The 24,253-nt window shown below is 68.9% G+C and carries 20 protein-coding genes and 2 riboswitches; of the genes, 12 read left to right on the top strand and 8 right to left on the bottom strand.

Translation table 11 applies throughout. The annotated features are described in order from the left end of the window. The first annotated feature begins 8 nt into the window (after window positions 1–8). The 12 genes from secA2 (at window position 9) to G6N28_RS23650 (ending at window position 12,476) form a co-directional block, all read left to right on the top strand. Window positions 9–2,330: an accessory Sec system translocase SecA2 gene (gene secA2 / locus G6N28_RS23705; protein ID WP_163906578.1), complete on the top strand. Its 2,322-nt coding sequence runs from the start codon at window positions 9–11 to the stop codon at window positions 2,328–2,330. Window positions 2,331–2,339: 9 nt separating this feature from the next. Next, a complete protein-coding gene (locus G6N28_RS23700) occupies window positions 2,340–2,975 on the top strand; it encodes a CDP-alcohol phosphatidyltransferase family protein (RefSeq protein WP_163904604.1) in 636 nt (211 codons plus the stop codon). A 28-nt stretch (window positions 2,976–3,003) separates the two neighbouring features. Next, window positions 3,004–3,930 carry a DUF881 domain-containing protein gene (locus G6N28_RS23695; RefSeq protein ID WP_163904602.1) on the top strand — a complete coding sequence of 309 codons (927 nt, stop codon included), beginning with the start codon at window positions 3,004–3,006 and terminating at the stop codon, window positions 3,928–3,930. Window positions 3,931–3,951: 21 nt separating this feature from the next. Continuing rightward, a complete protein-coding gene (locus G6N28_RS23690) occupies window positions 3,952–4,284 on the top strand; it encodes a small basic family protein (RefSeq protein WP_046752235.1) in 333 nt (110 codons plus the stop codon). A gap of 2 nt (window positions 4,285–4,286) precedes the next feature. Beyond that, window positions 4,287–5,117: a DUF881 domain-containing protein gene (locus G6N28_RS23685; RefSeq protein ID WP_163904600.1), complete on the top strand. Its 831-nt coding sequence runs from the start codon at window positions 4,287–4,289 to the stop codon at window positions 5,115–5,117. A 43-nt stretch (window positions 5,118–5,160) separates the two neighbouring features. Then, window positions 5,161–5,556: a glycine cleavage system protein GcvH gene (gene gcvH, locus G6N28_RS23680; protein ID WP_163904598.1), complete on the top strand. Its 396-nt coding sequence runs from the start codon at window positions 5,161–5,163 to the stop codon at window positions 5,554–5,556. A gap of 150 nt (window positions 5,557–5,706) precedes the next feature. Next, window positions 5,707–6,186 (top strand): glycogen accumulation regulator GarA, encoded by a 480-nt coding sequence (gene garA, locus G6N28_RS23675; protein WP_163904596.1) that lies wholly within the window; start codon window positions 5,707–5,709, stop codon window positions 6,184–6,186. 32 nt (window positions 6,187–6,218) lie between these two features. Further along, entirely contained in the window at window positions 6,219–6,968 is a 750-nt protein-coding gene (gene ftsR, locus G6N28_RS23670) for a transcriptional regulator FtsR (RefSeq protein WP_163904594.1), read from the top strand. Window positions 6,969–7,016: 48 nt separating this feature from the next. Further along, entirely contained in the window at window positions 7,017–7,511 is a 495-nt protein-coding gene (locus G6N28_RS23665; RefSeq protein WP_046752239.1) for a bifunctional nuclease family protein, read from the top strand. A 213-nt stretch (window positions 7,512–7,724) separates the two neighbouring features. Further along, window positions 7,725–8,360, top strand: a complete 636-nt coding sequence (locus G6N28_RS23660; RefSeq protein WP_163904591.1) for a MerR family transcriptional regulator — start codon at window positions 7,725–7,727, stop codon at window positions 8,358–8,360. A 35-nt stretch (window positions 8,361–8,395) separates the two neighbouring features. Further along, window positions 8,396–8,493, top strand: a riboswitch (glycine riboswitch). Next, a riboswitch (glycine riboswitch) is annotated at window positions 8,494–8,603 on the top strand. 55 nt (window positions 8,604–8,658) lie between these two features. Further along, on the top strand, window positions 8,659–11,517 hold the full coding sequence (gcvP, locus tag G6N28_RS23655; protein ID WP_235674674.1) for an aminomethyl-transferring glycine dehydrogenase: 2,859 nt from the start codon (window positions 8,659–8,661) through the stop codon (window positions 11,515–11,517). A gap of 74 nt (window positions 11,518–11,591) precedes the next feature. Then, window positions 11,592–12,476: an alpha/beta fold hydrolase gene (locus G6N28_RS23650; RefSeq protein WP_407664998.1), complete on the top strand. Its 885-nt coding sequence runs from the start codon at window positions 11,592–11,594 to the stop codon at window positions 12,474–12,476. Here the strand turns inward: G6N28_RS23650 and G6N28_RS23645 are convergent. The 8 genes from G6N28_RS23645 to G6N28_RS23610 all read right to left on the bottom strand — a co-directional run bounded on the left by G6N28_RS23645 (window position 12,473) and on the right by G6N28_RS23610 (window position 24,243). Further along, window positions 12,473–14,533, bottom strand: a complete 2,061-nt coding sequence (locus G6N28_RS23645; RefSeq protein WP_163904585.1) for a vWA domain-containing protein — start codon at window positions 14,531–14,533, stop codon at window positions 12,473–12,475. The genes G6N28_RS23650 and G6N28_RS23645 overlap by 4 nt on opposite strands. Next, the gene (locus tag G6N28_RS23640; protein WP_163904583.1) at window positions 14,520–16,721 is read right to left on the bottom strand and encodes a malate synthase G; all 2,202 of its coding nucleotides are present in this window, start codon (window positions 16,719–16,721) and stop codon (window positions 14,520–14,522) included. Before G6N28_RS23640 ends, G6N28_RS23645 begins: the two co-directional genes overlap by 14 nt. A 47-nt stretch (window positions 16,722–16,768) precedes the next feature. Next, window positions 16,769–17,677 carry a 3-methyladenine DNA glycosylase gene (locus G6N28_RS23635; protein WP_163904581.1) on the bottom strand — a complete coding sequence of 303 codons (909 nt, stop codon included), beginning with the start codon at window positions 17,675–17,677 and terminating at the stop codon, window positions 16,769–16,771. Continuing rightward, complete coding sequence (locus tag G6N28_RS23630; RefSeq protein WP_163904579.1) at window positions 17,670–18,722, bottom strand: hemolysin family protein; 1,053 nt, start codon at window positions 18,720–18,722, stop codon at window positions 17,670–17,672. Before G6N28_RS23630 ends, G6N28_RS23635 begins: the two co-directional genes overlap by 8 nt. Next, a complete protein-coding gene (locus G6N28_RS23625; RefSeq protein ID WP_163904578.1) occupies window positions 18,722–20,080 on the bottom strand; it encodes a hemolysin family protein in 1,359 nt (452 codons plus the stop codon). Before G6N28_RS23625 ends, G6N28_RS23630 begins: the two co-directional genes overlap by 1 nt. Before the next feature lie 191 nt (window positions 20,081–20,271). After that, the gene (locus G6N28_RS23620; protein ID WP_163904576.1) at window positions 20,272–21,708 is read right to left on the bottom strand and encodes a GuaB1 family IMP dehydrogenase-related protein; all 1,437 of its coding nucleotides are present in this window, start codon (window positions 21,706–21,708) and stop codon (window positions 20,272–20,274) included. A 57-nt stretch (window positions 21,709–21,765) separates the two neighbouring features. Continuing rightward, window positions 21,766–23,229 (bottom strand): NADP-dependent phosphogluconate dehydrogenase, encoded by a 1,464-nt coding sequence (gndA, locus tag G6N28_RS23615; RefSeq protein ID WP_163904574.1) that lies wholly within the window; start codon window positions 23,227–23,229, stop codon window positions 21,766–21,768. Between the two features lie 69 nt (window positions 23,230–23,298). Beyond that, complete coding sequence (locus G6N28_RS23610; RefSeq protein ID WP_163904572.1) at window positions 23,299–24,243, bottom strand: M56 family metallopeptidase; 945 nt, start codon at window positions 24,241–24,243, stop codon at window positions 23,299–23,301. Window positions 24,244–24,253 lie beyond the last annotated feature (10 nt).

The following is a 24,253-nucleotide window of genomic DNA, read 5'->3' as shown; positions in this document are numbered from 1 at the left end:
GGACCAAGATGCGCGCCCCAGGTCGTATCAGCAATCGCTTCTGGAAGCTGCTCGGCGCGAGCACCGAGCGCGACCAGGCGCAGTCGATGGCGGACGTCCGCAAGTCGACGGAGTTCGACGAGAAGGCTGCCGGGCTCGACGACGAGCAGCTGCGCAAGGCGGCCAAGCTGCTGAACCTGGAGGACCTGGCCGACTCGGCCGACATTCCCCAGTTCTTGGCCATCGCCCGCGAGGCAGCCGAGCGCACCACGTCGTTGCGTCCCTTCGACGTCCAGCTGCTCGGCGCGCTGCGGATGTTGGCAGGCGATGTGGTCGAGATGGCCACCGGTGAGGGCAAGACGTTGTCGGGGGCGATCGCGGCGGCCGGCTACGCGCTGGCGGGCAGGCACGTGCACGTCATCACGATCAACGACTACCTCGCGCGCCGCGACGCCGAGTGGATGGGCCCGCTGCTGGAGGCCCTCGGGTTGACCGTCGGCTGGATCACCGAGAAGTCCAGTGGCCAGGAGCGCCGCGCCGCCTACCGGTGTGACGTCACCTACGCGTCGGTCAACGAGATCGGCTTCGACGTGCTGCGCGACCAGCTCGTCACCGACGTCGAGGACCTGGTGTCGCCGAACCCCGATGTGGCGCTCATCGACGAGGCCGACTCCGTGCTCGTCGACGAGGCGCTGGTGCCGCTGGTGCTCGCCGGCACCACGCACCGGGAGACGCCGAGAACCGAAATCATAAAGATGGTGGGCGACCTCACCGCCGGCGTCGACTACGACACCGATGACGACAACCGCAACGTGCACCTCACCGAGGTCGGTGCCAAGAAGATGGAGGCCCAGCTCGGTGGCATCGACCTGTACTCCGAGGAGCACGTCGCCACCACGCTCACCGAGATCAACGTGGCGCTGCACGCCCACGTGTTGTTGCAGCGCGACGTGCACTACATCGTCCGCGACGGCGCGGTGCACCTGATCAACGCCTCGCGCGGCCGCATCGCCCAGTTGCAGCGCTGGCCGGACGGCCTGCAGGCCGCCGTGGAGGCCAAGGAGGGCATCGAGACCACCGAGACCGGTGAGGTGCTCGACACCATCACGGTGCAGGCGCTGATCAACCGGTATCCGCGGGTGTGCGGAATGACCGGCACCGCCCTGGCCGCGGGTGAGCAGCTGCGCCAGTTCTACAAGCTCGGGGTCTCGCCGATCGCGCCGAACACCCCCAACATTCGCGAGGACGAGCCCGACCGGGTGTATGCGACGGTGGCCGCCAAGAACGACGCCCTCGTCGAGCACATCAAAGAGGTGCACGAGACGGGCCAACCCGTGCTGGTCGGCACCCACGACGTCGCCGAATCCGAGGATCTGCACCGCCGACTGGTCAAGGCCGGTGTGGCCGCCGTGGTGCTCAACGCCAAGAACGACGCCGAGGAAGCCGCCGTCATCGCCGAGGCGGGCAAGCTCGCCAGCGTGACGGTGTCCACCCAGATGGCCGGTCGCGGCACCGACATCCGGCTGGGCGGGTCCGACGCCGACGATCAATCGGCGAAGAAGAAGGAGGTCGCCGAACTCGGCGGGCTGCATGTCGTCGGCACCGGGCGCCATCACACCGAGCGGTTGGACAACCAGCTGCGCGGCCGCGCCGGCCGCCAAGGCGATCCCGGCTCGTCGGTGTTCTTCGCCAGTTGGGAGGACGCCGTCGTCGTCGCCCACCTGGACCCCAACAAGCTGCCGATGGACACCGACGACACCGGCCGCATCGTCAGCCCCAAAGCCGCCGCGCTGCTGGACAACGCCCAGCGCATCGCCGAGGGCCGGATGCTTGACATCCACGCCAACAACTGGCGCTACAACCAGCTGATCGCACAGCAGCGCGCCATCATCGTCGAACGTCGGGACACGTTGCTGCGCACCGCGGTTGCCCGTGAAGAGCTCGAGGAGCGGGCACCGAAACGCTACGCCGAGCTGGTCGAGGAGCTCGGCGAGGACAAGCTGGAGAAGATCTGCCGGCTGATCATGCTGTACCACCTGGACCGGGGCTGGGCCGATCACCTGGCGTACCTGTCCGACATCCGCGAGAGCATCCACCTTCGCGCCCTGGGCAACCAAACCCCGATCGACGAGTTTCACCGGATGGCCGTGGACGCGTTCGCCTCGCTGGCGGCCGACGCGATCGAGGCCGCGCAGCAGACGTTCGAGACCGCGCCGTCGATCGAGCACGAGCCCGGCGTGGACCTGTCGAAACTGGCGCGGCCGACCTCGACGTGGACGTACATGGTCCACGACAACCCGCTTGCCGACGACTCGCTCTCCGCGCTGAGCCTGCCCGGGGTGTTCCGCTAGGTTTAGCCCATGACCGAGGCGCGTGGCCGGGCGCCTTCGCCGCCGGATACCACAGGTCCTACCCGCAACCGGGTGTTGACCGTTCCCAACATGCTCAGCGCGCTGCGCCTGGCGTTGGTGCCGGTGTTTCTCTGGCTGCTGCTGGTCGCCGAGGCCAACGGGTGGGCGGTGGCCGTCCTGATGTTCAGCGGCTTCTCGGACTGGGCCGACGGCAAGATCGCGCGTCTCGTCGACAACCAGTCGTCGCGGCTGGGGGAGTACCTCGACCCCGCCGTGGACCGCATCTACATGCTGGTGGTTCCGGTGGCGATGGCGATCCACGGCTCGCTGCCGTGGTGGATCGTGGGGACCTTGGTCGGACGCGACGCCGTGCTGGCTGCGACGCTGCCGCTGCTGCGCAGCCGCGGGCTCACCGCGCTGCCGGTGACCTACATCGGCAAGGCGGCGACGTTCGCGTTGATGTCGGGTCTGCCGCTGATCCTGCTCGGCCAGTGGGACGCGTTGTGGAGCCGGGTGATTCTGGCCTGCGGCTGGGGGTTTCTGATCTGGGGCCTGGCGATGTATCTGTGGTCGGGTGTGCTGTACCTGATCCAGGTGGCGCTGGTGATGCGGAAAATGCCCAAAGTATCGAGGGTTTCGCGATGAGCGCTTGTGCGAAGGGCCGGGGAATCCGATGACGCAGAGCTTCCGCAAGACCCTCGGCGGATTCGACCCCAACGCCGGGCGCAGCGCCCACGCGGCCGACAAACCGACGCTGATACCGGTGCCGTCGCTGCTGCGGTCGTTGTTGACCGAACACCTCGATCCCGGCTACGCGGCGGCCGCCGAGGCCAGAGCCGCGGGAGAGGCCGCCGGGAAGCGCCGCCCGCGGTGGCAGAACTGGGCGTGGCAATTGTGCGGTGCGCTGCTGATCGCGGCCGTGTTCGCCACCGCGATGGCCCAGGCCCGCAACACCGCCACCGGCGTGCGGGAGACCCAGCACGCCCTGGCGGGCAGCGTGCGATCGGCCGAGGCCGCGACCACCGACCTCACGGCCCGCCGCGACGCGCTGGCCGAGCAAGTCGACACCGAACGGCGCCGCCGCCTCGAAGGCGGTGCACTCGGCCAGCAGCTGTTGGGCCGGCTCGACCAGGCCGACGTCGCCGCGGCCGCCGTCCCCGTCATCGGTCCCGGCCTGACGACCACCGTCACCGACCCGGGTGTGTCACAAAACCTCAGCGACGTGTCCAAGGAACGGGTGACAGGCAGCCAGCAGGTGATCTTGGATCGCGACCTGCAGTTGGTGGTCAACTCGCTGTGGGCCGGCGGCGCGGAGGCGGTGTCGGTCGGCGGGGTGCGGGTCGGGCCGAACGTGACCGTCCGGCAGGCCGGCGGCGGCATTCTGGTGGACAATCAACCGATCGCCAGCCCGTACGTCATCCTCGCGATCGGACCGCCGAACGCGATGAAAGACATTTTCGAGCGCAGCCCGGGGTTGCAGCGCCTCCGGCTGCTGGAGATCTCTTACGGTGTGGGCGTGCAGGTGAGCGCATCGGACACCGTCACGCTGCCCGCCGGTTCGGTTCGAGAAGTCAACTTCGCCAAGCAGATTGGTCAATAACCACAACATGAAGCCAGACGCATGATCGGAATCGCCGCACTAGTCATCGGCATCGTGCTCGGGCTGGTGTTTCAGCCCGATGTACCCGAGTTCGTCCAGCCGTATCTGCCGATCGCCGTGGTCGCGGCGCTGGACGCGGTGTTCGGCGGGCTGCGCGCCTACCTGGAGCGCATCTTCGACTCGAAGGTGTTCGTGGTGTCGTTCGTGTTCAACGTCTTGGTCGCGGCGCTCATCGTCTACCTCGGTGACCAACTCGGGGTCGGCACGCAGCTGTCGACGGCCATCATCGTGGTGCTCGGGATCCGCATCTTCGGCAACGCGGCCGCGTTGCGACGCAGGCTGTTCGGGGCGTAGCGATGACCGAGAACCCACCGCAGCATCCGGCGGAGCCGGATCGCGTCGACGCCGGCCGGACGCGGGGCGGCAAACACGAGCTACCGCCCGACGCGCCGACGTCACGGCTGAGTGACCTGCGGACCACGGTCGGGCGGCGAGGACGCTCACAGCTGGTCTTCGGTGCGTTGGGGGTGCTGTTGTGCGTGCTGCTCGGCATCGCGATCGTCACGCAGGTGCGCCAGACCGAATCCGGCGACTCCCTGGAGACCGCGCGCCCAGCCGACCTGCTGGTGTTGTTGGACTCGCTGCAGCAACGCGAGGCGGCGCTGAACACCGAAGTCGCCGAGCTGCAGCGCACGGTGGCCGAACTCGAGGCTTCCGGCGACAGCGACCAGGCCGCCATCGAGAACGCGCAGGCCCGCCTGGCGGCGCTGTCGATCATGATCGGCACGGTGCCTGCCACCGGGCCCGGGGTGACGCTGACCATCACCGACACCACCCCGGGGGTGCCGGCCGAGACGCTGCTCGACGTCATCAACGAGCTGCGCAACGCCGGCGCGGAGGCCATGGAGATTCGTGGTGGGCAAGCCGCCGTGCGGGTCGGCGTGGACACCTGGGTGGCCGGCGCCCCGGGCGCGCTCGTCATCGACAACGTGACGTTGCACCCGCCCTATACCGTTGTGGCGATTGGTGATCCGCCGACGTTGGCCGCGGCGATGAACATCCCCGGCGGGGCCAAGGACAGCATCGAGCGGGTCGGGGGCACGATGACGGTTCAGCAGGCGGACCGGGTGGACGTGACCGCCTTGCGGCAACCGAAACCCCGCCAATACGCTCAGCCAGTTAAATGAGGTCAAGCGCAGTGAGCGGAAGAAAACAGGAAATAGGAGCGTCGTGAGCGAGATCCCAGCCGAGCTGAAGTACACCGAGGAACACGAGTGGGTGCTGCGCACCGGCGACGACACGGTGCGTGTCGGCATCACCGACTATGCCCAGTCCGCGCTGGGTGACGTGGTGTTCGTGCAGCTGCCCGACGTCGGTGCGGAGGTGACGGCAGGCGAATCGTTCGGCGAGGTGGAGTCGACCAAGTCGGTGTCTGACCTCTACGCTCCGGTCAGCGCGAAAGTCATTGCGGTCAACGGTGATCTGGAAGGAAATCCGCAGTTGGTCAACTCGGATCCGTACGGTGAGGGCTGGCTGATCGACCTGCAGGTGGACGCCGCCACGCTGGAGGAAGCCCTCAGCGGGCTGCTCGACGCCGACGGCTACCGCGCCACGGTGACCGAATGACGGTTGTTAGGGTTTCTCCCACCGGACGCCTAACGGCGGATCCGGCGGTGGTGGGCACAACGACGTCTACTGCGCGGTACGGTCGAGACCAGAGGCATCACGGCCGGGGCTCGACCCTGTATCGCCACAGCAGCCAGTGAGGAGCAGCGGGTGACGGATAAGGACAAGAACTCTGGGTCCGACCAGACGTCTGACGAAGTCACCGTGGAAACGACATCGGTATTCCGCGCCGACTTCCTCAACGAGCTGGACGCCCCGGCGGCGGCGGGCGCCGAGGGGGCGGTCTCCGGAGTCGAGGGTTTGCCGGTCGGCTCGGCGTTGCTCGTCGTCAAGCGCGGGCCCAACGCCGGCTCGCGATTCCTGCTCGACCAGCCGACCACCTCGGCAGGCCGCCACCCCGACAGCGACATCTTCCTCGACGATGTGACGGTGAGCCGTCGGCACGCCGAGTTCCGGCTGGAAGGCGGCGAGTTCCAGGTCGTCGACGTCGGCAGCCTCAACGGCACCTACGTCAACCGCGAACCGGTGGACTCCGCCGTGTTGGCCAACGGTGACGAGGTCCAGATCGGCAAGTTCCGGCTGGTCTTCCTCACCGGTCCGAAGAGCGACGACAGCGGTCAGGCCGGCTAGTGGTCGATGAGCGCTTGCGCGAAGAGTAAATGATGGGTGCCCCCGACACTCCCGCGCTCACTGGGATGTCGATCGGAGCGGTCCTCGATCTGCTGCGACCGGACTTCCCGGACGTGACGATCTCTAAGATCCGGTTCTTGGAGTCCGAAGGACTGGTCACCCCTGAGCGCACGGCGTCGGGTTATCGGCGGTTCACCGCCTACGACTGCGCTCGCCTGCGGTTCATCCTGACCGCCCAGCGCGACCATTACCTGCCGCTGAAGGTGATCAAGGCCCAGCTCGACGCGCAGCCCGACGGCGAGCTGCCGCCGCAGAGCGGATCACCTTACGGTGTACCGCGATTGGTGCCGGTCGGTGCCGAGTCGACCGACCCGGCCGCGCACGTCAGCGCGGCCTCGGTGGCCCCTACCCAGGTGCGGTTGTCGCGGGAGGACCTGTTGGCGCGTTCCGGCGTGGACGACGAGCTCTTGACCGCGTTGGTGCGGGCCGGGGTGATCACCACCGGGCCGGGCGGTTTTTTCGACGAACATTCGGTGGTGATCGCCCAGTGCGCCCGCGCGCTGGGCGAATACGGGGTGGAGCCGCGACACCTGCGGGCGTTCCGCTCGGCGGCTGACCGCCAATCCGACCTCATCGCCCAGATCGCCGGACCGGTGGCCAAGGCGGGTAAGGCCGGTGCCCGGGAGCGGGGCGACGATCTCGCCCGTGAAGTGGCCGCGCTGGCGATCATGCTGCACACGTCGCTGATCAAGTCCGCTGTGCGCGACGTTCTTGATCGCTGAGGATTAGACTCGTTTTGTACGGCTTCTTGGTGCGGAGGGCAGACACATATGGGTGAGGTGCGTGTGGTCGGCATTCGCGTGGAGCAGCCACAAAACCAGCCGGTTTTGCTGCTCCGCGAGTCGAACGGTGACCGCTATCTGCCGATCTGGATCGGACAGTCAGAAGCCGCGGCGATCGCGCTCGAGCAGCAGGGCGTGGAGCCCGCCAGGCCGCTGACGCACGATCTGATCCGAGATCTTATTGGTGCGCTTGGTCATTCGCTCAAAGAGGTGCGGATCGTCGACCTGCAGGAAGGCACGTTCTACGCCGACCTGATCTTTGACCGCGACATCAAGGTATCGGCGCGCCCGTCGGACTCGGTGGCGATCGCGTTGCGCGTCGGCGTGCCGATATACGTCGAAGAGGCCGTGCTCGCAGAGGCCGGCCTGCTGATTCCCGACGAGAACGACGACGAGGCGGCAGGCGCGGTCCGCGAGGACGAGGTCGAGAAGTTCAAGGAGTTTCTCGACAGCGTGTCGCCCGACGATTTCAAGGCCACCTAACGCGGCTTTGTCACGGAAACGTCTCGTCGCTCTCGACACGCGGCGCGGGTTTCTGCCAAGCGGGAATCGGGCAGCCATACTTTGAGGTGCCGGTCCACTGATGGACAGTCGCGGGCCCGGCGGGAAGCGTATGCTCGACACACTCGGGCTCGGCCATTGGGCGCCCCACGCGCGACCACGGACACGGGTTCGATCGGCGAGAGGATTTCGGAAGTGGGAGACACGCCACGTCAAGAGCAGCTGGACCTCACCTCTGGCAGCGGCCCCGCGGATTCGGCAGCGACTTCGACCAGCGGACACCCCAGCGAACCCGTGCAACCAGGTCTGTTTCCGGACGACTCGGTCCCCGACGAACTCGTCGGCTACCGCGGACCCAGCGCCTGCCAGATCGCCGGCATCACCTACCGCCAGCTGGACTACTGGGCGCGCACCTCGCTGGTCGTCCCGTCGATCCGCAGCGCGGCGGGTTCGGGCAGCCAGCGGTTGTACTCGTTCAAGGACATCCTGGTTCTCAAGATCGTCAAGCGGTTGCTCGACACCGGCATCTCGCTGCACAACATCCGCGTCGCCGTCGACCATCTGCGTCAGCGCGGAGTCCGCGATCTGGCCAACATCACGCTGTTTTCCGACGGCACTACGGTTTACGAGTGCACGTCGGCCGAGGAAGTGGTCGACCTGTTGCAGGGCGGCCAGGGGGTGTTCGGCATCGCCGTGTCCGGCGCGATGCGCGAGTTGACCGGGGCCATCGCGGATTTTCCGGGTGAGCGGGCCGACGGCGGCGAGTCCATCGCCGCACCCGAGGACGAACTGGCCTCGCGGCGCAAGCACCGCGACCGCAAGATCGGCTGACGGCCCCCTGGCTCGCGGTAAACTCGTCAGCGCATCGCGCTTGTGCGGGAGAGTTCCGTGACACCCAGCCACGGACGCCGAAGGAGCAATACCTCTCCGTCAACCTCTCAGGCACCCGGACCGCACGAGACCCCCGATGCCTCTGGAAAGCGGTAAGCCCTGCTTACCCGCCCATGGGGAAAGGCGTCTCCTCGACCGTCGAGGCGGCGCCGAATCTCTCAGGCGCCCGGACCGGGTTGACGACAGAGGGAGAGGAACCCAGCGGTTCTCAACCTTCATGTGTCTGGAGTACTCGTTAGTGTTCGATCATCACCCGCTTACCTTCGCCAACCGCCACATCGGTCCGGACGCCGACGAAGTCGCGACCATGCTCGACACCATCGGGGTGGCCTCCCTTGACGAGCTAGCCGAGAAGGCGGTGCCCGCCGGCATTCTCGACGCGGTCCCCTCCGACGGGGTGGCGCCGGGCTTGGATCAGCTGCTGCCGCCGGCCACCGAGGAGGAGGCGCTGGCGGAGCTGCGCGCAATGGCGGAATCCAACACGATCGCGGTGTCGATGATCGGGCAGGGCTACTTCGACACGTTGACCCCGCCGGTGTTGCGCCGCAACATCATTGAGAACCCGGCGTGGTACACCGCCTACACGCCGTATCAGCCCGAGATCAGCCAGGGCCGGCTGGAGGCACTGCTGAACTTCCAGACCATGGTCACCGACCTGACCGGCCTCGAGGTGGCCAACGCGTCGATGCTGGACGAAGGCACCGCCGCCGCGGAGGCGATGACCCTGATGCACCGGGCGGTCAAGGGCTCCTCGAACCGGCTGGCCGTGGACGTCGACGTGTACCGGCAGACCGCCGCCGTGCTGGCCACCCGCGCCGAACCGCTCGGCATCGAGCTCGTCAGCGCCGACCTGCGCAATGGTCTTCCGGATCTACCCGACGGAGGGGAGTTCTTCGGGGTGATCGCGCAGCTGCCCGCCGCCAGCGGCGCCGTGCTCGACTGGAGTGAGCTGATCGACCAGGCGCACGAGCGCGGCGCGCTGGTCGCGATCGGGGCCGACCTGCTGGCCCTGACCCTGATCACGCCGCCGGGCGAGTTGGGTGCCGACGTCGCGTTCGGCAGCACGCAGAGGTTCGGGGTGCCGATGGGCTTCGGCGGCCCGCACGCCGGCTATCTCGCGGTGCGCACCAAGCACGCCCGCCAGCTGCCCGGCCGGCTGGTCGGGGTCTCCGTCGACGCCGACGGGTCGCCGGCATACCGGCTCGCGCTGCAGACCCGCGAACAGCACATCCGCCGCGACAAGGCGACCAGCAACATCTGCACCGCGCAGGTGCTGTTGGCGGTGCTGGCCGCGATGTACGCCAGCTATCACGGCGCCGACGGGCTGACCGCGATCGCGCGTCGGGTGCACGAGCGGGCGCGCGCGCTGGCCGCCGGGTTGACCGCCGCCGGTGTCGAGGTGGTGCACGACGCGTTCTTCGACACGGTGCTGGCGCGGGTGCCCGGCCGGGCCACCGAGATCCGCGACAAGGCCAAGGCCCGCGGCATCAACGTGTGGCGCGTCGACGACGACCACGTGTCGGTGGCGTGCGACGAGGCCACCACCGCATCGCACGTGGACGCGGTCCTGTCGGCGTTCGGGGCGGCCCCCGTCGACGCGGCCCACGAGGGTACGCAGATCGCGACGCGGACGTCGGCGTTCCTCACCCATCCCGCGTTCACCCGCTACCGCACCGAAACCGAGATGATGCGATACCTGCGGTCGCTGGCCGACAAGGACATCGCGTTGGACCGCAGCATGATTCCGCTCGGCTCATGCACCATGAAGCTCAACGCGGCCGCCGAGATGGAGCCGATCACCTGGCCGGAGTTCGGTCGTGTCCATCCGTTCGCGCCGGCCGCCGACGCGCCGGGGTTGCGCAAGCTGATCGCCGATCTGGAGAAATGGCTGACCGACATCACCGGCTACGACGCGGTGTCGCTGCAGCCCAACGCCGGTTCGCAGGGCGAGTACGCCGGGCTGCTGGCGATCCAGGCCTACCACGCCGAACGCGGTGAGCCCGACCGCAACGTCTGCCTGATCCCGTCCAGCGCGCACGGCACCAACGCGGCGTCGGCGGCGCTGGCGGGCATGCGGGTCGTGGTGGTGGCGTGCCGGGAGAACGGCGACGTCGACCTCGACGACCTGCGCGCCAAGGTGTCCGAGCACGCAGACCGGTTGTCGGCGTTGATGATCACCTATCCGTCGACGCACGGGGTGTACGAGCACGACATCACCGACATCTGCGCCGCGGTGCACGACGCCGGCGGGCAGGTGTACGTCGACGGCGCCAACCTCAACGCGCTGGTGGGGCTGGCCCGGCCGGGCCGGTTCGGTGGCGACGTCAGCCACCTCAACCTGCACAAGACGTTCTGCATCCCGCACGGCGGCGGTGGTCCCGGCGTCGGCCCTGTGGCGGTGCGCTCGCACCTGGCCAAGTATCTGCCCGGCCATCCGCTGGCCGACGAACTGCCCGACGCGCACACCGTGTCGGCTGCACCGTACGGATCGGCCTCGATCCTGCCGATCACCTGGGCCTATATCCGGATGATGGGTGCCGCCGGGCTGCGGGCGGCGTCGCTGACGGCGATCGCGTCGGCCAACTACATCGCGCGCCGCCTCGACGAGTACTACCCGGTGCTCTACACCGGGAAAAACGGCATGGTCGCCCACGAGTGCATCCTGGACCTGCGCCAGATCACCAAGCAGACCGGTGTCACCGTCGACGATGTGGCAAAGCGGTTGGCGGACTACGGATTCCATGCACCCACGATGAGCTTCCCGGTTGCGGGCACGCTGATGGTCGAGCCGACCGAGAGCGAGAGCCTTGCCGAGGTCGACGCGTTCTGCGAGGCGATGATCGCGATCCGCGCCGAGATCGACAAGGTCGCAGACGGCACCTGGCCGGTGGACGACAATCCGCTGCGCGGGGCGCCGCACACCGCGGAGTGCTTGGTCGCCGAGCAGTGGGATCACCCCTACACCCGCGAGCAGGCGGCTTATCCGCTGGGCACGAACTTCCGGCCCAAGGTGTGGCCGCCGGTGCGTCGCATCGACGGCGCCTACGGCGATCGCAACCTGGTGTGCTCCTGCCCGCCGGTCGAGGCGTTTGCCTGACCACCCTTGGCCGAACGTTCCTTACCGCGCGATAATTCGCCGATTTTTCGAGCGGTAAGGAACGTTCGGCGGCTATGGTCGGGCGGGTGTTACCACCGACGGTCGCGCAATGGCGCGACGCCGGCCACTGGCTGACCACCCCGGCGGGCCGGATCTTCGTCCGCAGCGCCCCCGGCGACGGCCCGACGGTCCTGCTGCTGCACGGCTACCCGTCCAGCAGCTACGACTACCGGCGGGTGGTCGACCACCTCGAGGGCAGGGCCTGGCTGACGCTGGATTTCCTGGGCTTCGGCTTGTCCGACAAGCCGCGCCCGCACCGCTACAGCCTCCTGGAGCAGGCCGATATCGTGCAGGCGGTGGTGGCCGACGCCGACCCGGGCCCGGTGGTGCTGATCGCACACGACATGGGCACGTCGGTGACGACCGAGCTGCTGGCCCGAGACATCGAGGGCCGCTTGCCCTTTGAGCTGCAGCGGGTCGTGGTGAGCAACGGCAGCATCATCCTGGACCGAGCCAGCCTGCGGCCCAGCCAGGAGATCCTGCGCGGCCCGCTGGGCCCGCTGATGGCCCGGCTGGTCAACCGCGGCGGGTTCGTCCGCGGGTTCGGCAAGCTGTTCACCGACGCGCACCCACTCTCGGACGCCGAGGCCGAGGCGCAGTGGTCGCTGCTGACCCACAACGACGGTCACCGCATCGCGCACCTGCTGATCTCCTATCTCGACGAACGGGTGCGCCACGCCGAGCGGTGGCACGGCGCGGTGCGGGACTGGCCGAAGAAACTGAGCTTCCTGTGGGCGCTCGACGACATCGTCGCGACCACCAACGTGCTCGACGGGCTGCGCGAACTACGCCCCGCCGCAGACGTCGTCGAGCTTCCGGGCGTGGGGCACTACCCGCAGGTCGAGGTGCCGGACGTGTTCGCCAGGTCGGCGCTGAGCCTGTTGTCGGCGCCGACTTAACCGAGCATGGCGGCGATCGCCGCGTTCAGTTCCGGGGAGGCCGAACTCTGAAGGTTCTGATAGGTGCCGCCGGTGATCTGCGCGACGGCCTCCCAGGTCTCGCGGTCGGAGTCTTCCCCGAAGTCGATGACGTTGACGGCGACCGGGCGGGCCTGGTCGAACGCCCCGCGGATGTACTGCTGCAGACCCGAGCCGTCCAGGGTCCGGTCGGTGTGCGGGCCGGTCGTGATGACCAAAACCGAGTTAGGTTGCCCGTCACGGTAATTGGCCATCGCATCGGTGTAGACCAGGCGCAGCGTGGTGAACGACACCGCGCCTCCGCTGGAGGCGGACTGGGCGTCGAGAGCGGCGGTGAGCGCGGCCGAGCGCGGCGCCCCGTCGATCGGGTCCGTCAACGGCCCCGTGCTCACCTCGGAGCGGCCCGCGGTGCCGTCGAAGGTCCACAGCCCCACCGCCGACGTCGCGGGCAGCGCCTGCAGGCGTGCCTGCAGCGCGGCCGCCACGTTCGCCAGCCGCGATCGGCCGGCATCGTCGGCCGGCATCGACTGGTCGAGCATGATCGTCACGGCGGGATTCTCCGCGGGCGCCGTCAACGTGGCGGCCAGCGAGGCGCGGGTGGCGTTGTCGCCCAACCTCAACGGCTCGGCGAGCGGCGCGAAGTCGAGGATTTCGCTCGGCGGCGGGGTGCCGCCTTCGGTGCGGAACCCGGCGTTGGCGAACTCGGCGAGCTGGTCGGGTTTCCGCATGAACCGCGCGAATTCGCTGGCGGCCCTGAGCTGTTCCTGGCTGAGCCAATCACCCGAGAGCAGCACGGTCGGGTAGTCGGCCATCGCAGGCGGGCCCGGCGGCAGCCAGGCCGCCACCGTCTGGGCGGCGTCCTGCATGTCGGAGGTGCGCTGGTACAGCTGTTGTTCGGTGACGACGACGGCATGCACCGGGGCCGACGCCGGGTCCGGCGCGTTCAGCAGGGCATCCATGGCGGTCGCCGCCGTGTTGTCGGACAGCTGCGGCTGGTTGGCGACCAGGGTGTTCACCGCGCCCGCACCGGCGCTCGGCGGCGCACCGGCCGGCGCCGACGCCGCGGCAACCGCCTCGGCGGCCAGGTAGGAGGCGTCGCTGTCGCCGCGGAGCGGCAGCGACAGCCGCAGTGACCCCCAGCCGGGCATGTTCAACGCCTCCAGCGATGTCGGGTCGGTCTGCAGTCTGGGAAGCGTGCCCCAGTTCTGCTGCGCCAGCGCCGGTTTGAGCTCCGGGCGAATCGCCAGCAGCACCGGGGAGTTGACCAGCGACCGGCTGTCGCTGACGGTCTGCGCGCCGGCCGCAGCCTCCAGGCGTGCCGCCGCGACCGAGCTGGCAGGCACCCACAGGGCCGGGCGCTCGCCGAGCTCGGCGGGCCAGGTGTCCGCGAAGCCGTTGATGACCTGATCGGAGTTCGCGGGTTTGACACCGACCTTGACGCACCGGTCGCCGACCGGCGCCGCGGTTTCGTTGTAGCCGTCGGCCAACGTCTGAACCTGCTCGGAGATCGACGGATCGGCGATCACGGCCACGGCGAGCTCACCGTCGACGCACCGCGCGGCGGCCACGTCGCTGCGGCTGGACAGCGCGTCGCCGAAGAACCGCCACAGGATGACGGCGCCGACCAGCAACACGACCGATACCAGCGCGACGATGACGCCGACGCTGACCCCGCGCCGCCCAGCGGTTACCGCGCGGTGGCTACCGGTCCATTCGCCGCCTTCCCACTCTCCGCTGTGTCGGCGGGGACGGCGCGGCGGCGGGGGAGGTGCCCCACTGCCCGACGCCGGCTCGGGGCGGTCGGCGTCGGCGGGGTCGCCGTCGTCGAAGTAACCGGGCCCTTCGTAATCGGGTGGACCCTCGTCCGATGACTCACCGTATTGCGGTGTGCGGTACGCCGAATCGCCGTACTCGGGAGGGCCGGGGACCTGCGACTCATCGCGGGCCCAACCGAAGCGCTCGGTCTGAGATTCCGAGGACTCGTCGGGCTGATCTTGGTCCGGCGAGTCCTCGGGGTCCGGAAGGCTATGCCTGCCCACTTGCGGCCTTGTACTCGCGACGCCGGCGATGCAGGATCGGCTCGGTGTAGCCGTTCGGTTGCTCAGCGCCGGAGAGGATCAGCTCCTGCGCGGCTTGGAACGCGATGTTGTTGTCGGGATCCGGTGCCATCGGGCGGAACTCCGGATCCTTCTCGTTCTGCTTGTCGACGACGGCGGCCATCCGCCGCAGGCTCGCTTTGACGTCCTCGTCGGTGATCACCCCGTGGCGCAACCAGTTCGCCAGCAACTGGCTCGAGATACGCAGCGTCGCACGGTCTTCCATCAGCGCGACGTTGTGAATGTCGGGCACCTTCGAGCAGCCCACGCCGGCGTCGATCCACCGCACCACGTAGCCGAGGATCGACTGGCAGTTGTTGTCGACCTCCTCGCGGATCTCCTCGGGCGCCCACGCCAGCTCCTTGGCCAGCGGGATGGTAAGCAGTTCGTCGATGGTGGTGCGCTTCTTGCCCGCGAGTTCCTTCTGCACCGCGAACACGTCGACCTCGTGGTAGTGCATGGCGTGCAGGGTCGCCGCGGTCGGTGACGGCACCCAGGCGGTGGTGGCGCCTGCCTTGGGCTGGCCGATCTTCTGTTCGACCATGTCGGCCATCAGGTCGGTCATGGCCCACATGCCCTTGCCGATCTGCGCGCGCCCGGAGAACCCGGTCGCCAGGCCGACGTCGACGTTCTGGTCCTCGTAGGCGGCGATCCACGTGGTGTTCTTCATCGCGCCCTTGCGGATCATCGGCCCCGCCTCCAGCGAGGTATGGATCTCGTCGCCGGTGCGGTCCAGGAAGCCGGTGTTGATGAACACGACGCGCTCGGCGGCAGCCTTGACGCAGGCCTTGAGGTTGACGGTGGTGCGCCGCTCCTCGTCCATGATGCCGACCTTGAGCGTGTTGGCGGGCAGGCCGAGCACGTCCTCGACCCGACTGAACAGCTCGCAGGTGAACGCCACCTCGTCGGGGCCGTGCATCTTGGGTTTCACGATGTAGATCGACCCGGTGCGGCTGTTGACCAGCGGCCCGTTCTGCTCGCCGGACTTGAGCCCGTGGATCGCGATGAGGCTGGTGAACAACGCGTCCTGGATGCCTTCATACACCTCGGGACCGTCGGAGCCGTTGTCGTCGAGAACGATCGCGTCGTTGGTCATCAGGTGCCCGACGTTGCGCACGAACAGCAGGCTGCGGCCGGGCAGGGTGAGCTCGCCGCCGTCGGGGGTGGTGTAGGTGCGGTCCTGGTTGAGCACCCGGGTGAACGTCTTGCCGTCCTTGGTGACCTCCTCGGCGAGGTCGCCCTTGTTCAGGCCGAGCCAGTTGCGATAGCCGAGCACCTTGTCGTCGGCGTCGACGGCGGCCACCGAGTCCTCGAAGTCCATGATGGTGGTGACGGCGGATTCCAGCACGACGTCCTTGATGCCGGCCTTGTCGGTCGAGCCAACGGGGGAGTCGGGGTCGATGAGGACCTCGGCGTGCAGCCCGTGGTTCTTCAGCAGCAGGGACTTGGGGGCCTCCGGTTCGCCGGTGTAGCCGACGAACTGCTCGGGGGTCGCCAGCCCGGTCGACAGCCCGTCGCCAAGGGTGACCAGCAGCGCACCGTCGTCGACCTTGAACCCGGTGGCCTCACTCCAGCCGCTGGTGGCAAGCGGCACCGCGCCGTCGAGGAAGCGGCGTGCGTAGGCGATGACCTTCTCGCCCCGCACCGGGTTGTAGCTGGTGCCCTTCTCGGCACCGTCCTCCTCGGAGATCACGTCGGTGCCGTAGAGCGCGTCATACAGCGAACCCCAGCGGGCGTTGGCGGCGTTCAGCGCGAACCGGGCGTTGAGGATCGGCACCACCAGCTGCGGGCCGGCGGTGGTGGTGATCTCGTCGTCGACGCCGGTCGTGGTGATGGTGAAGTCGTCGGGCTCGGGAAGCAGATAGCCGATCTCGATGAGGAAGTTCTTGTAGGCCTCGGGGTCGATCGGTTCGATCACCCGGTGGCGGTGCCACTTGTCGATCCGGGCCTGCAGATCGTCACGCCGGGCCAGCAGGTCCTGGTTCTTGGGGGTCAGATCGGCAACGACCTTGTCCACGCCGGACCAGAAGGTGTCGGGATCGATATCGGTGCCCGGCAGCGCCTCGTTGTTGATGAAGTCGTACAACACCTGGGCGACGCGCAGGTTTCCCACCGTCACACGATCGGTCATCTTTCCTCCCTTGAGCCTTCGTCCAGCTTACCCACCGGTAGCTGGGCTTATTCGCCGGCAGCGTCACCTGACCCGCGGCTCGCCGCGGATATGAGGCGGTCGCACGTGTCGGCAAGGGCCGCCCGCAACGGCGCGGCCCGGTCAGCGACGTCCTGCTGGATTCGTACGTATTCCGCCCGACCGGCGGGGGTCTCGACCGCAATCGGGGCGAATCCGTATTCGCGGAGATCATAGGGGCTGGCCCGCATGTCCAGTTCACGGGCGTCGGCGGCCAGCTCCAGACAGTCCATCACGAGCTCGGAGTTCACCAGCGGGCCGAGCTTGAACGCCCACTTGTAGCAGTCCATCGCCGCGTGCACACAGCCCGGTTGTTCGGCGTTGATCTGGTCCTCGCGGGTGAGCTGCTTGGCGTTGCGCCTGGCAGCCGGTTCGGTGAAGAAGCGGAACGCGTCGAAGTGGCTGCAGCGCAATGGCATCGACTCGACCACCGCATCGGTGCCCGCGGACCCCAGCCGCAACGGGACATCGGCGTGGCGCACGGTCGGCGCGCGGTACACCATGGCCCACTCGTGCAACCCGAAGCAGTTCAGCCGCGCCGGCCGCGCGGCGGTGGCGCGCAGCAACCGCGCGATGAACCGGACGGTGTCGAGCCGGCCCGCCAAGTAGCCGGGGGTGACCGCGACACCGCCGTCGGCCCGCCCGTATCCGGTCCGGCCCAGATACCGCTGGGCGGCGTCGCCGGTCAGCACCGTCCCGAACCCCGGATGCCAGGTCCGCAGCTGGCGCGGCCGCAGGCTGTAGTAGGTGAACAGGAAGTCCCACACGGGGTGGGGGTCGGGCGTGGGGCGGTGCTTGCGCAGGAACGCGTCGACGCGCCGGCGGTGGCGACGCGCCCGGGCGGTCCAGTCCGCCTCGTCGAGCAAGACGCTGGAGGTGGCTACCGCGACATCAAACACGGTGCGTCCCGTCGCGCACGGTGCCGACCAGGTCCTCGACCAGATCCTCCAGCGCCACCATCGCCGACACGGTGCCGTCGCGGTCGGTGACCAAGGCGAGATGGGCGTTGCGGCGCCGCAGCCGCGACAGCGCGTCGGGCAGCGGCAGCGTCGCGGGCACCCGCGGCAGCGGCCGCACCATCGCGGCGTCGAGCACCGCGTCGGGGTCGCTGACCAGCGGCAACACGTCCTTGATGTGCAGGTAGCCGAGGTAGTTGCCGGTGGTGTCGATGACCGGGAACCGCGAGTAGCCGGTTTGGGTCAACGCGTCCTCGATGGCGCCGACGGTGGGTCCCGCACCCTCACGGGCCACCGGCACCGCCCGGATTTCGCGCAGCGGCACGGCGACGTCGTTGACCACCCGGTTGCGGATCTGCAGGGCGCGGGTGAGCCGGCTGTGTTCCTCGGGGTCGAGCAGCCCCTCCGACACCGACTCGGCGATCATCTCCGACAGTTCGACGGTCGAGACCGTGACGTCGAGTTCGTCCTTGGGCTGCACCCGGAATGCGCGCAGCGTCATGTTGGCGCACCAGTTGTAGAACGCGATGAGCGGCCTGGCCATCCGGATCCACACCAGGTAGGTGGGGATCAGCAACATGGCGGTGGTCTCCGGGCCCGCGATCGCGATGTTCTTCGGCACCATCTCGCCGAGCAGCACGTGCAGGGTGACGACGATGCCGAGCGCGACGACGAACGACACGGTGTGCAGCACCGCGTCGGAGATCCCGATCAGGTCGAACGGTTTCTCCAGCAGGTGGGCGACGGCCGGCTCGCCGACGCGACCGAGCAGGATCGAGCAGATCGTGATGCCGAGCTGTGAGCCGGCCAGCATCAACGACAGGTGCTCGCCGGCCCTGATCACGGTGACCGCGCTCTTCTTGCCGTTCTCTGCGAGCGCTTCGAGCCGGTCGCGGCGCGCGGAGATCAGCGCGAACTCCGAGGCGACGAAGAACGCGTTCGCGCCGAGCAGCACGATCGTCAGGAGCACCCCGAACAAGTCGCCCATCAGGTCTCCTCGCTGTCGCTGCGCCGGCCCAGCTCGGTCAGTTCGAGCAGGTCGATGCGGCGGCCGTCCATTTTCAGGACGGTGGCCAGCCAGCACACCGGATCCTCCACCACACCGTCGGGGTCGAACGCGGTGAGCTCCACCGATTCACCCTCGTCGGGGATGTGCCCGAGCCGTTCGAGCACCAAGCCGCCGATCGTCTCGTAGTCGCCTTCGGGGGCGCGGAAGTTGGTCGCACCGGCGACCTCGTCGATGCGCAGCAACCCCGACACCTGCCAGCCCCGCCCGGCGGGTACGACGTTGGGCGCTTCGACGTCGTGCTCGTCGCGGACGTCGCCGACGATCTCTTCGATCAGGTCCTCGACGGTGACCATGCCCGCGGTGCCGCCGTATTCGTCGACCACCAGCGCGGTCTGCAACCCGTTGGCGCGGATCTGGGTCATCAGCGAGTCCCCGTCGAGCGTCGACGGCACCTTGGCCACCGGCACCGCCAGTGCCGCGAGACGGGTGCTGGCGCGTTTTTCCGTCGACACCTCGAACACCTGCTTGATGTGCACGATGCCGATGGTCTCGTCGAGATCGCCCCGCACGATCGGGAACCGCGAGAAGCCGGTCTTGATGGCGACGCCGGCCAGGTCTGCGACGGTGTCGTCGGCGTCGAGCGCTTCGATCTTCGACCGCGGTGTCATGAGCTCCTCGGCGGTGCGGTCGCCGAACTGCAGCGAGCGGTCGACCAGAAGCGCGGTCACCGGGTCCAGCGCGCCGCTGCGCGCGGAGTTGCGCACCAGCGAGACCAGTTCCTGGGCCGAGCGGGCCGACCGCAGTTCCTCGGCGGGCTCGATGCCCAGCCGGCGCAGAATCCAGTTGGCGGTGCCGTTGGTGATCCGGATCAGCGGGGTGAACAGCGCCGAGAACAGCAGCTGCGGGCCCGCCGACCACCGGGCCGTGGGCACCGGCCGGGCCACGGCGAGGTTCTTGGGCACCAGCTCGCCGAACACCATCGACAGCGAGGTCGCGATGACGACGGCGAAGAACAGCGCGATGCCGGGGGACAGGCCCGCCGGCACACCCAGCGCGTCCAGCCCGGGCTGGATCATCTGGCCGATGACCGGCTCGGCCAGGTAGCCGGTGGCCAGCGTGGTGATCGAGATGCCGACCTGGGCACCGGAGAGCTGAAACGACAGCGTGCGATGTGCGCGCCGCACCATCTGGTCGCGGCGGTCACCGGTGCGCGCGTTGGCCTCGACGGTGCTGCGCTCCAGCGCGGTCAACGAGAACTCGGCGGCCACGAACACCGCGGTTCCGGCCGTCAGCAGAATGATCGCCGCTATCAGCAGCAGCGACATCGCGAGGCTCATCGCCGCCTCGCCTCGGGATCGCCGGGCCTGGTGCCCGGCCGGCTAGAAGAGGGCTCGGCGTCGGAAGGCTCGTGACCGGGCCGCTCGGCCGACAAACTCACGGCCTCGACGGGTGCCTGCGGCACGGGTTCCCTTTCGAGTAGACGAGTGCTGAGGAGATCATCGTAGCGGGTGATCGCGGTGTCGCCGGGTCACCAACCGGTGGGCAGCGGATGCCCCTCGACGAAGCCGGCCGCGGACTGCACGCCCAGCACCGCCTTCTCGTGCAGTTCGGACAGGTTGGCCGCGCCGACGTAGGTGCAGGTGCTGCGGACTCCCGAGGTGATGTGGTCGAGGAGGTCCTCGACGCCGCCGCGGGAGGGGTCCAGCCCCATGCGGGAGGTCGAGATGCCCTCCTCGAACAACGTCTTGCGGGCCTGGTCGAAGGGGCTGTCGGCGGCGGCGCGGGCCGCGACGGCCCGTTTGGAGGCCATCCCGTAGCTCTCCTTGTACGGCTGGTCGTCGCGGTCGCGCATGAGGTCACCCGGCGACTCGTACGTGCCCGCGAACCAGGAGCCGATCATCACGTTGGACGCCCCGGCGGCCAGCGCCAGCGCGACGTCGCGGGGGTGCCGGACCCCGCCGTCGGCCCACACGTGCGCACCGAGTTGCCGTGCGGCCGCGGCACATTCGACGATGGCGGAGAACTGGGGCCGCCCGACCCCGGTCATCATCCGGGTGGTGCACATCGCGCCGGGCCCGACGCCGACCTTCACGATCGTGGCGCCCGCGTTGATCAGGTCGCGGGTGCCCTCCGCGGCGACCACGTTGCCCGCGGCCACCGGCAGCCCCAGCTCCAGCGACGCGACCGCCGCGATCGCGTCGAGCATCTTCTCCTGGTGCCCGTGGGCGGTGTCGATCACCAACAGATCGACGCCGGCCTCGGCCAGGCTGCGGGCCTTGGCGCCGACGTCGCCGTTGATGCCGACCGCGGCCGCGATCCGCAGCCGGCCGTTGCCGTCCACGGCCGGGGTGTAAAGGCCCGCCCTGATCGCGCCGGTGCGGGTCAGCACGCCGGCCAGGGTGCCGTCGGCGTCGGTCATCACCGCCAGCTCGATGGGGGCGTGTTCGAGCAGGTCGAAGACCTTGCGCGGGTCGGTGCCCACCGGTGCGGTGACGAAGTCGGAGATCGCGACGTCGCGCACCCGGGTGAACCGGTCCACGCCGACGCAGTTGCTCTCGGTGACCAGGCCGGTCGGGCGTCCTTGGTGCACGACGACGGCGGCGCCGTGTGCGCGTTTGTGGATCAGCGCCATCGCATCGGAGACGGAGTCGTCGGGGGACAGCACCACTGGGGTGTCCACCACCAGGTCGCGGCTCTTGACGAAGTCGACGGTCTGTTTGACCACGTCGACGGGCAGGTCCTGGGGCAGCACCACCAGGCCGCCGCGGCGGGCGACCGTTTCGGCCATCCGCCGGCCCGCGACCGCGGTCATGTTGGCGACCACCACCGGAATCGTCGTTCCGGAGCCGTCGGAGGTGGCCAGGTCGACGTCCATCCGCGATTGGATAGTGGAGCGGCCCGGGACGATGAACACATCGTCGTAGGTCAGGTCGTAGCCGGGCCGGTGGCCGTCAAGAAAGCGCATCGCTTCCGAGTCTAATTGGGTCTGGGTGGGCCCGTTCCCCGCGCGAACGGAAGGATCTCATGCCTCGACCTCGGTACGGTCGCCGCTCCACAGGGTGTGGAACTTCTTGTCGCGGTCGGCGTCGATGCGCGCGTAGGTGTGGGCGCCGAAGTAGTCGCGCAGACCCTGGATCAACGCCGCGGGCAGCCGCTCGGTGCGCAGCGCGTCGTAGTAGGACAACGCCGAGGAGAACCCGGGGATCGGGATGCCGAGCCGGGTGGCGGTGACCACGACGCGACGCCAGCTGTCGATCGCCGACTCGACCGCGCTGCGGAAGTAGGGCGCGGCGATAAGCGTGGCCAGGTCGGGATCGGTGTCGTAGGCGTCCTTGATCCGATTGAGGAACTTGGCCCGGATGATGCAGCCGCCGCGCCAGATCGTGGCCAGATCGCCGGGGTTGATGTTCCAGTTGTGCTCGGCGCTGCCTGCCTGGATCTGGTTGAAGCCCTGCGCGTAGGCGACGATCTTCGACGCGTACAGCGCCTGGCGCACATCCTCGGTGAACTGGGCTGCGTCGCTGGGCCTTTCACCCAGCTCACCGGCGGCCAGCCCGGTGGTGGCACGTCGCTGGGCGACCGAACCCGAAAGGGCGCGGGCGAACACCGCCTCGGCGATGCCGGTCACCGGCACACCCAGATCGAGCGCGGACTTCACCGTCCAGCGGCCGGTGCCCTTCTGCTCGGCCTCGTCGACGATGACGTCGACCAGCGGCTTGCCGGTCTTGGCGTCGACCTGGCGCAGCACCTTCGCGGTGATCTCGACCAGGAAGCTGTCCAGGTCACCGGAGTTCCATTCGTCGAACACGTCGGCGATCTCGCCCGCGGACCTGCCCAGCCCGTCGCGTAGCAGCTGGTAGGCCTCCCCGATGAGCTGCATGTCGGAGTACTCGATGCCGTTGTGCACCATCTTCACGAAATGCCCGGCCCCGTCAGGCCCGATGTGGGTGCAGCACGGCACGCCGTCGACGTGCGCGGAGATCTCCTCGAGCAGCGGCCCGAGGCTGTCGTAGGACTCCTTCGGGCCGCCCGGCATGATCGACGGCCCGTTGAGCGCGCCTTCCTCACCGCCGGAGATACCCGCGCCGACGAAGTGCAGGCCGCGCTCGCGCATCGCCTTCTCCCGCCGGATGGTGTCGGTGTAGAGCGCGTTGCCGCCGTCGATGATGATGTCGCCGTCCTCCATCGCGTCGGCGAGCTCGTTGATCACCGCGTCGGTCGCCTCTCCGGCCTTGACCATGATCAACACCCGGCGCGGCTTCTCCAGCGCGTCAAGGAATTCGGCGATGGTCTCGCTGCGGACGAACTTGCCTTCGGAGCCGTGCTCGGCCAGCAGCGCATCGGTCTTGGCCACGGAACGGTTGTGCAGCGCGACCGTGTATCCGTGCCGGGCGAAGTTGCGCGCGATGTTCGAGCCCATCACGGCGAGGCCGGTGACCCCGATCTGAGCGGTACCGGTGGTGGAGGCAGTGTCGTCAGAGCTCATCCGGGCAGCCTTTCGTTGTTTTGTTGTGGAGCAACGCATTCCTGGGGTCTGATGTGGCCCGATGCGTCCCTATGCGGTGAAGAGCCGGTGCAGTTCGGTCAGCCAGGGCAGCGCCACCGCATAGGTCGGTACGACCAACACGGCCGCCGCGGCCAGATATGCCGCCATGCCCAGCACCACGCTGTTGCCCCGCCCTGCCAGGCGGCGCACGCGCAGCAGCGTAGTCGGCCCACCCGCGGCCAGGGCACCCGACGGGGTGGGCCCGCCCGCGCAGGCGACCAGCGCCCGCGCCAGGGGGGTGGGGCCGGCGGTGCGCACCGCGGCGTCGTCGGCCAGCATTTCGATCAGCAGCCGGACGGCGCCCAGCGCGCTGGCGCTGCGGACGAACCGGGGGAACGCGGCGTGCACGGCGGTGAACATCTCCAGCACGAGGTCGTGGCGGGCCCGCAGGTGGGCGCGCTCATGGGACAGGATCGCGGCGAACTCGTTGTCCGCCAACGCCGTCAGCGTGCCCTCGCTGACCACCACCCGGCTGCGCACGCCCGGCAGGCAGTAGGCCAGCGGCTGGTCCACGTCCAAGATGCGCAGCCCGTAGCCTCCTGCCGGCAGGTGGTGGCACCTCTGGGACTTACCGACCAGGTCGACGACCATGCGGTGGTGTGCGCGACGGCGTCGGGTGGCGATGGCGACCTGCAGCACGGCCAGGGCCAGACGCGCGCCGATCACCAGGGTCAGCGCGAAGACCACCACGTACGCGGTCCACACCGGCCAACCCAGCGCATCGATTTCGCTGAAGATGTAAGCCGTCGGTCGGCCGTCGGGCCCGGGCGCGAAGAGCCGGCTGGCGATGGCGATGCCCGCGGAGAACGCGGACAGCACGGCCGCGAGCGCGATCGCCTGCCACAGCACGATGGCGGCCCGTGGCGCACGCATCGGCCATGCCGCCCTGGCCAGCACGGCAGGCACTGGTCCGGACAGGACCAGCGCCATGACGGTGAAGGCCAGCGCGGACACGCCGTCAGTC

This window comes from Mycolicibacterium pulveris (assembly GCF_010725725.1).
Classification (GTDB): Bacteria; Actinomycetota; Actinomycetes; order Mycobacteriales; family Mycobacteriaceae; genus Mycobacterium; species Mycobacterium pulveris.
The sequence above is the reverse complement of the archived record's forward strand: the minus strand, read 5'-3'. Positions and strand labels throughout refer to the sequence as shown.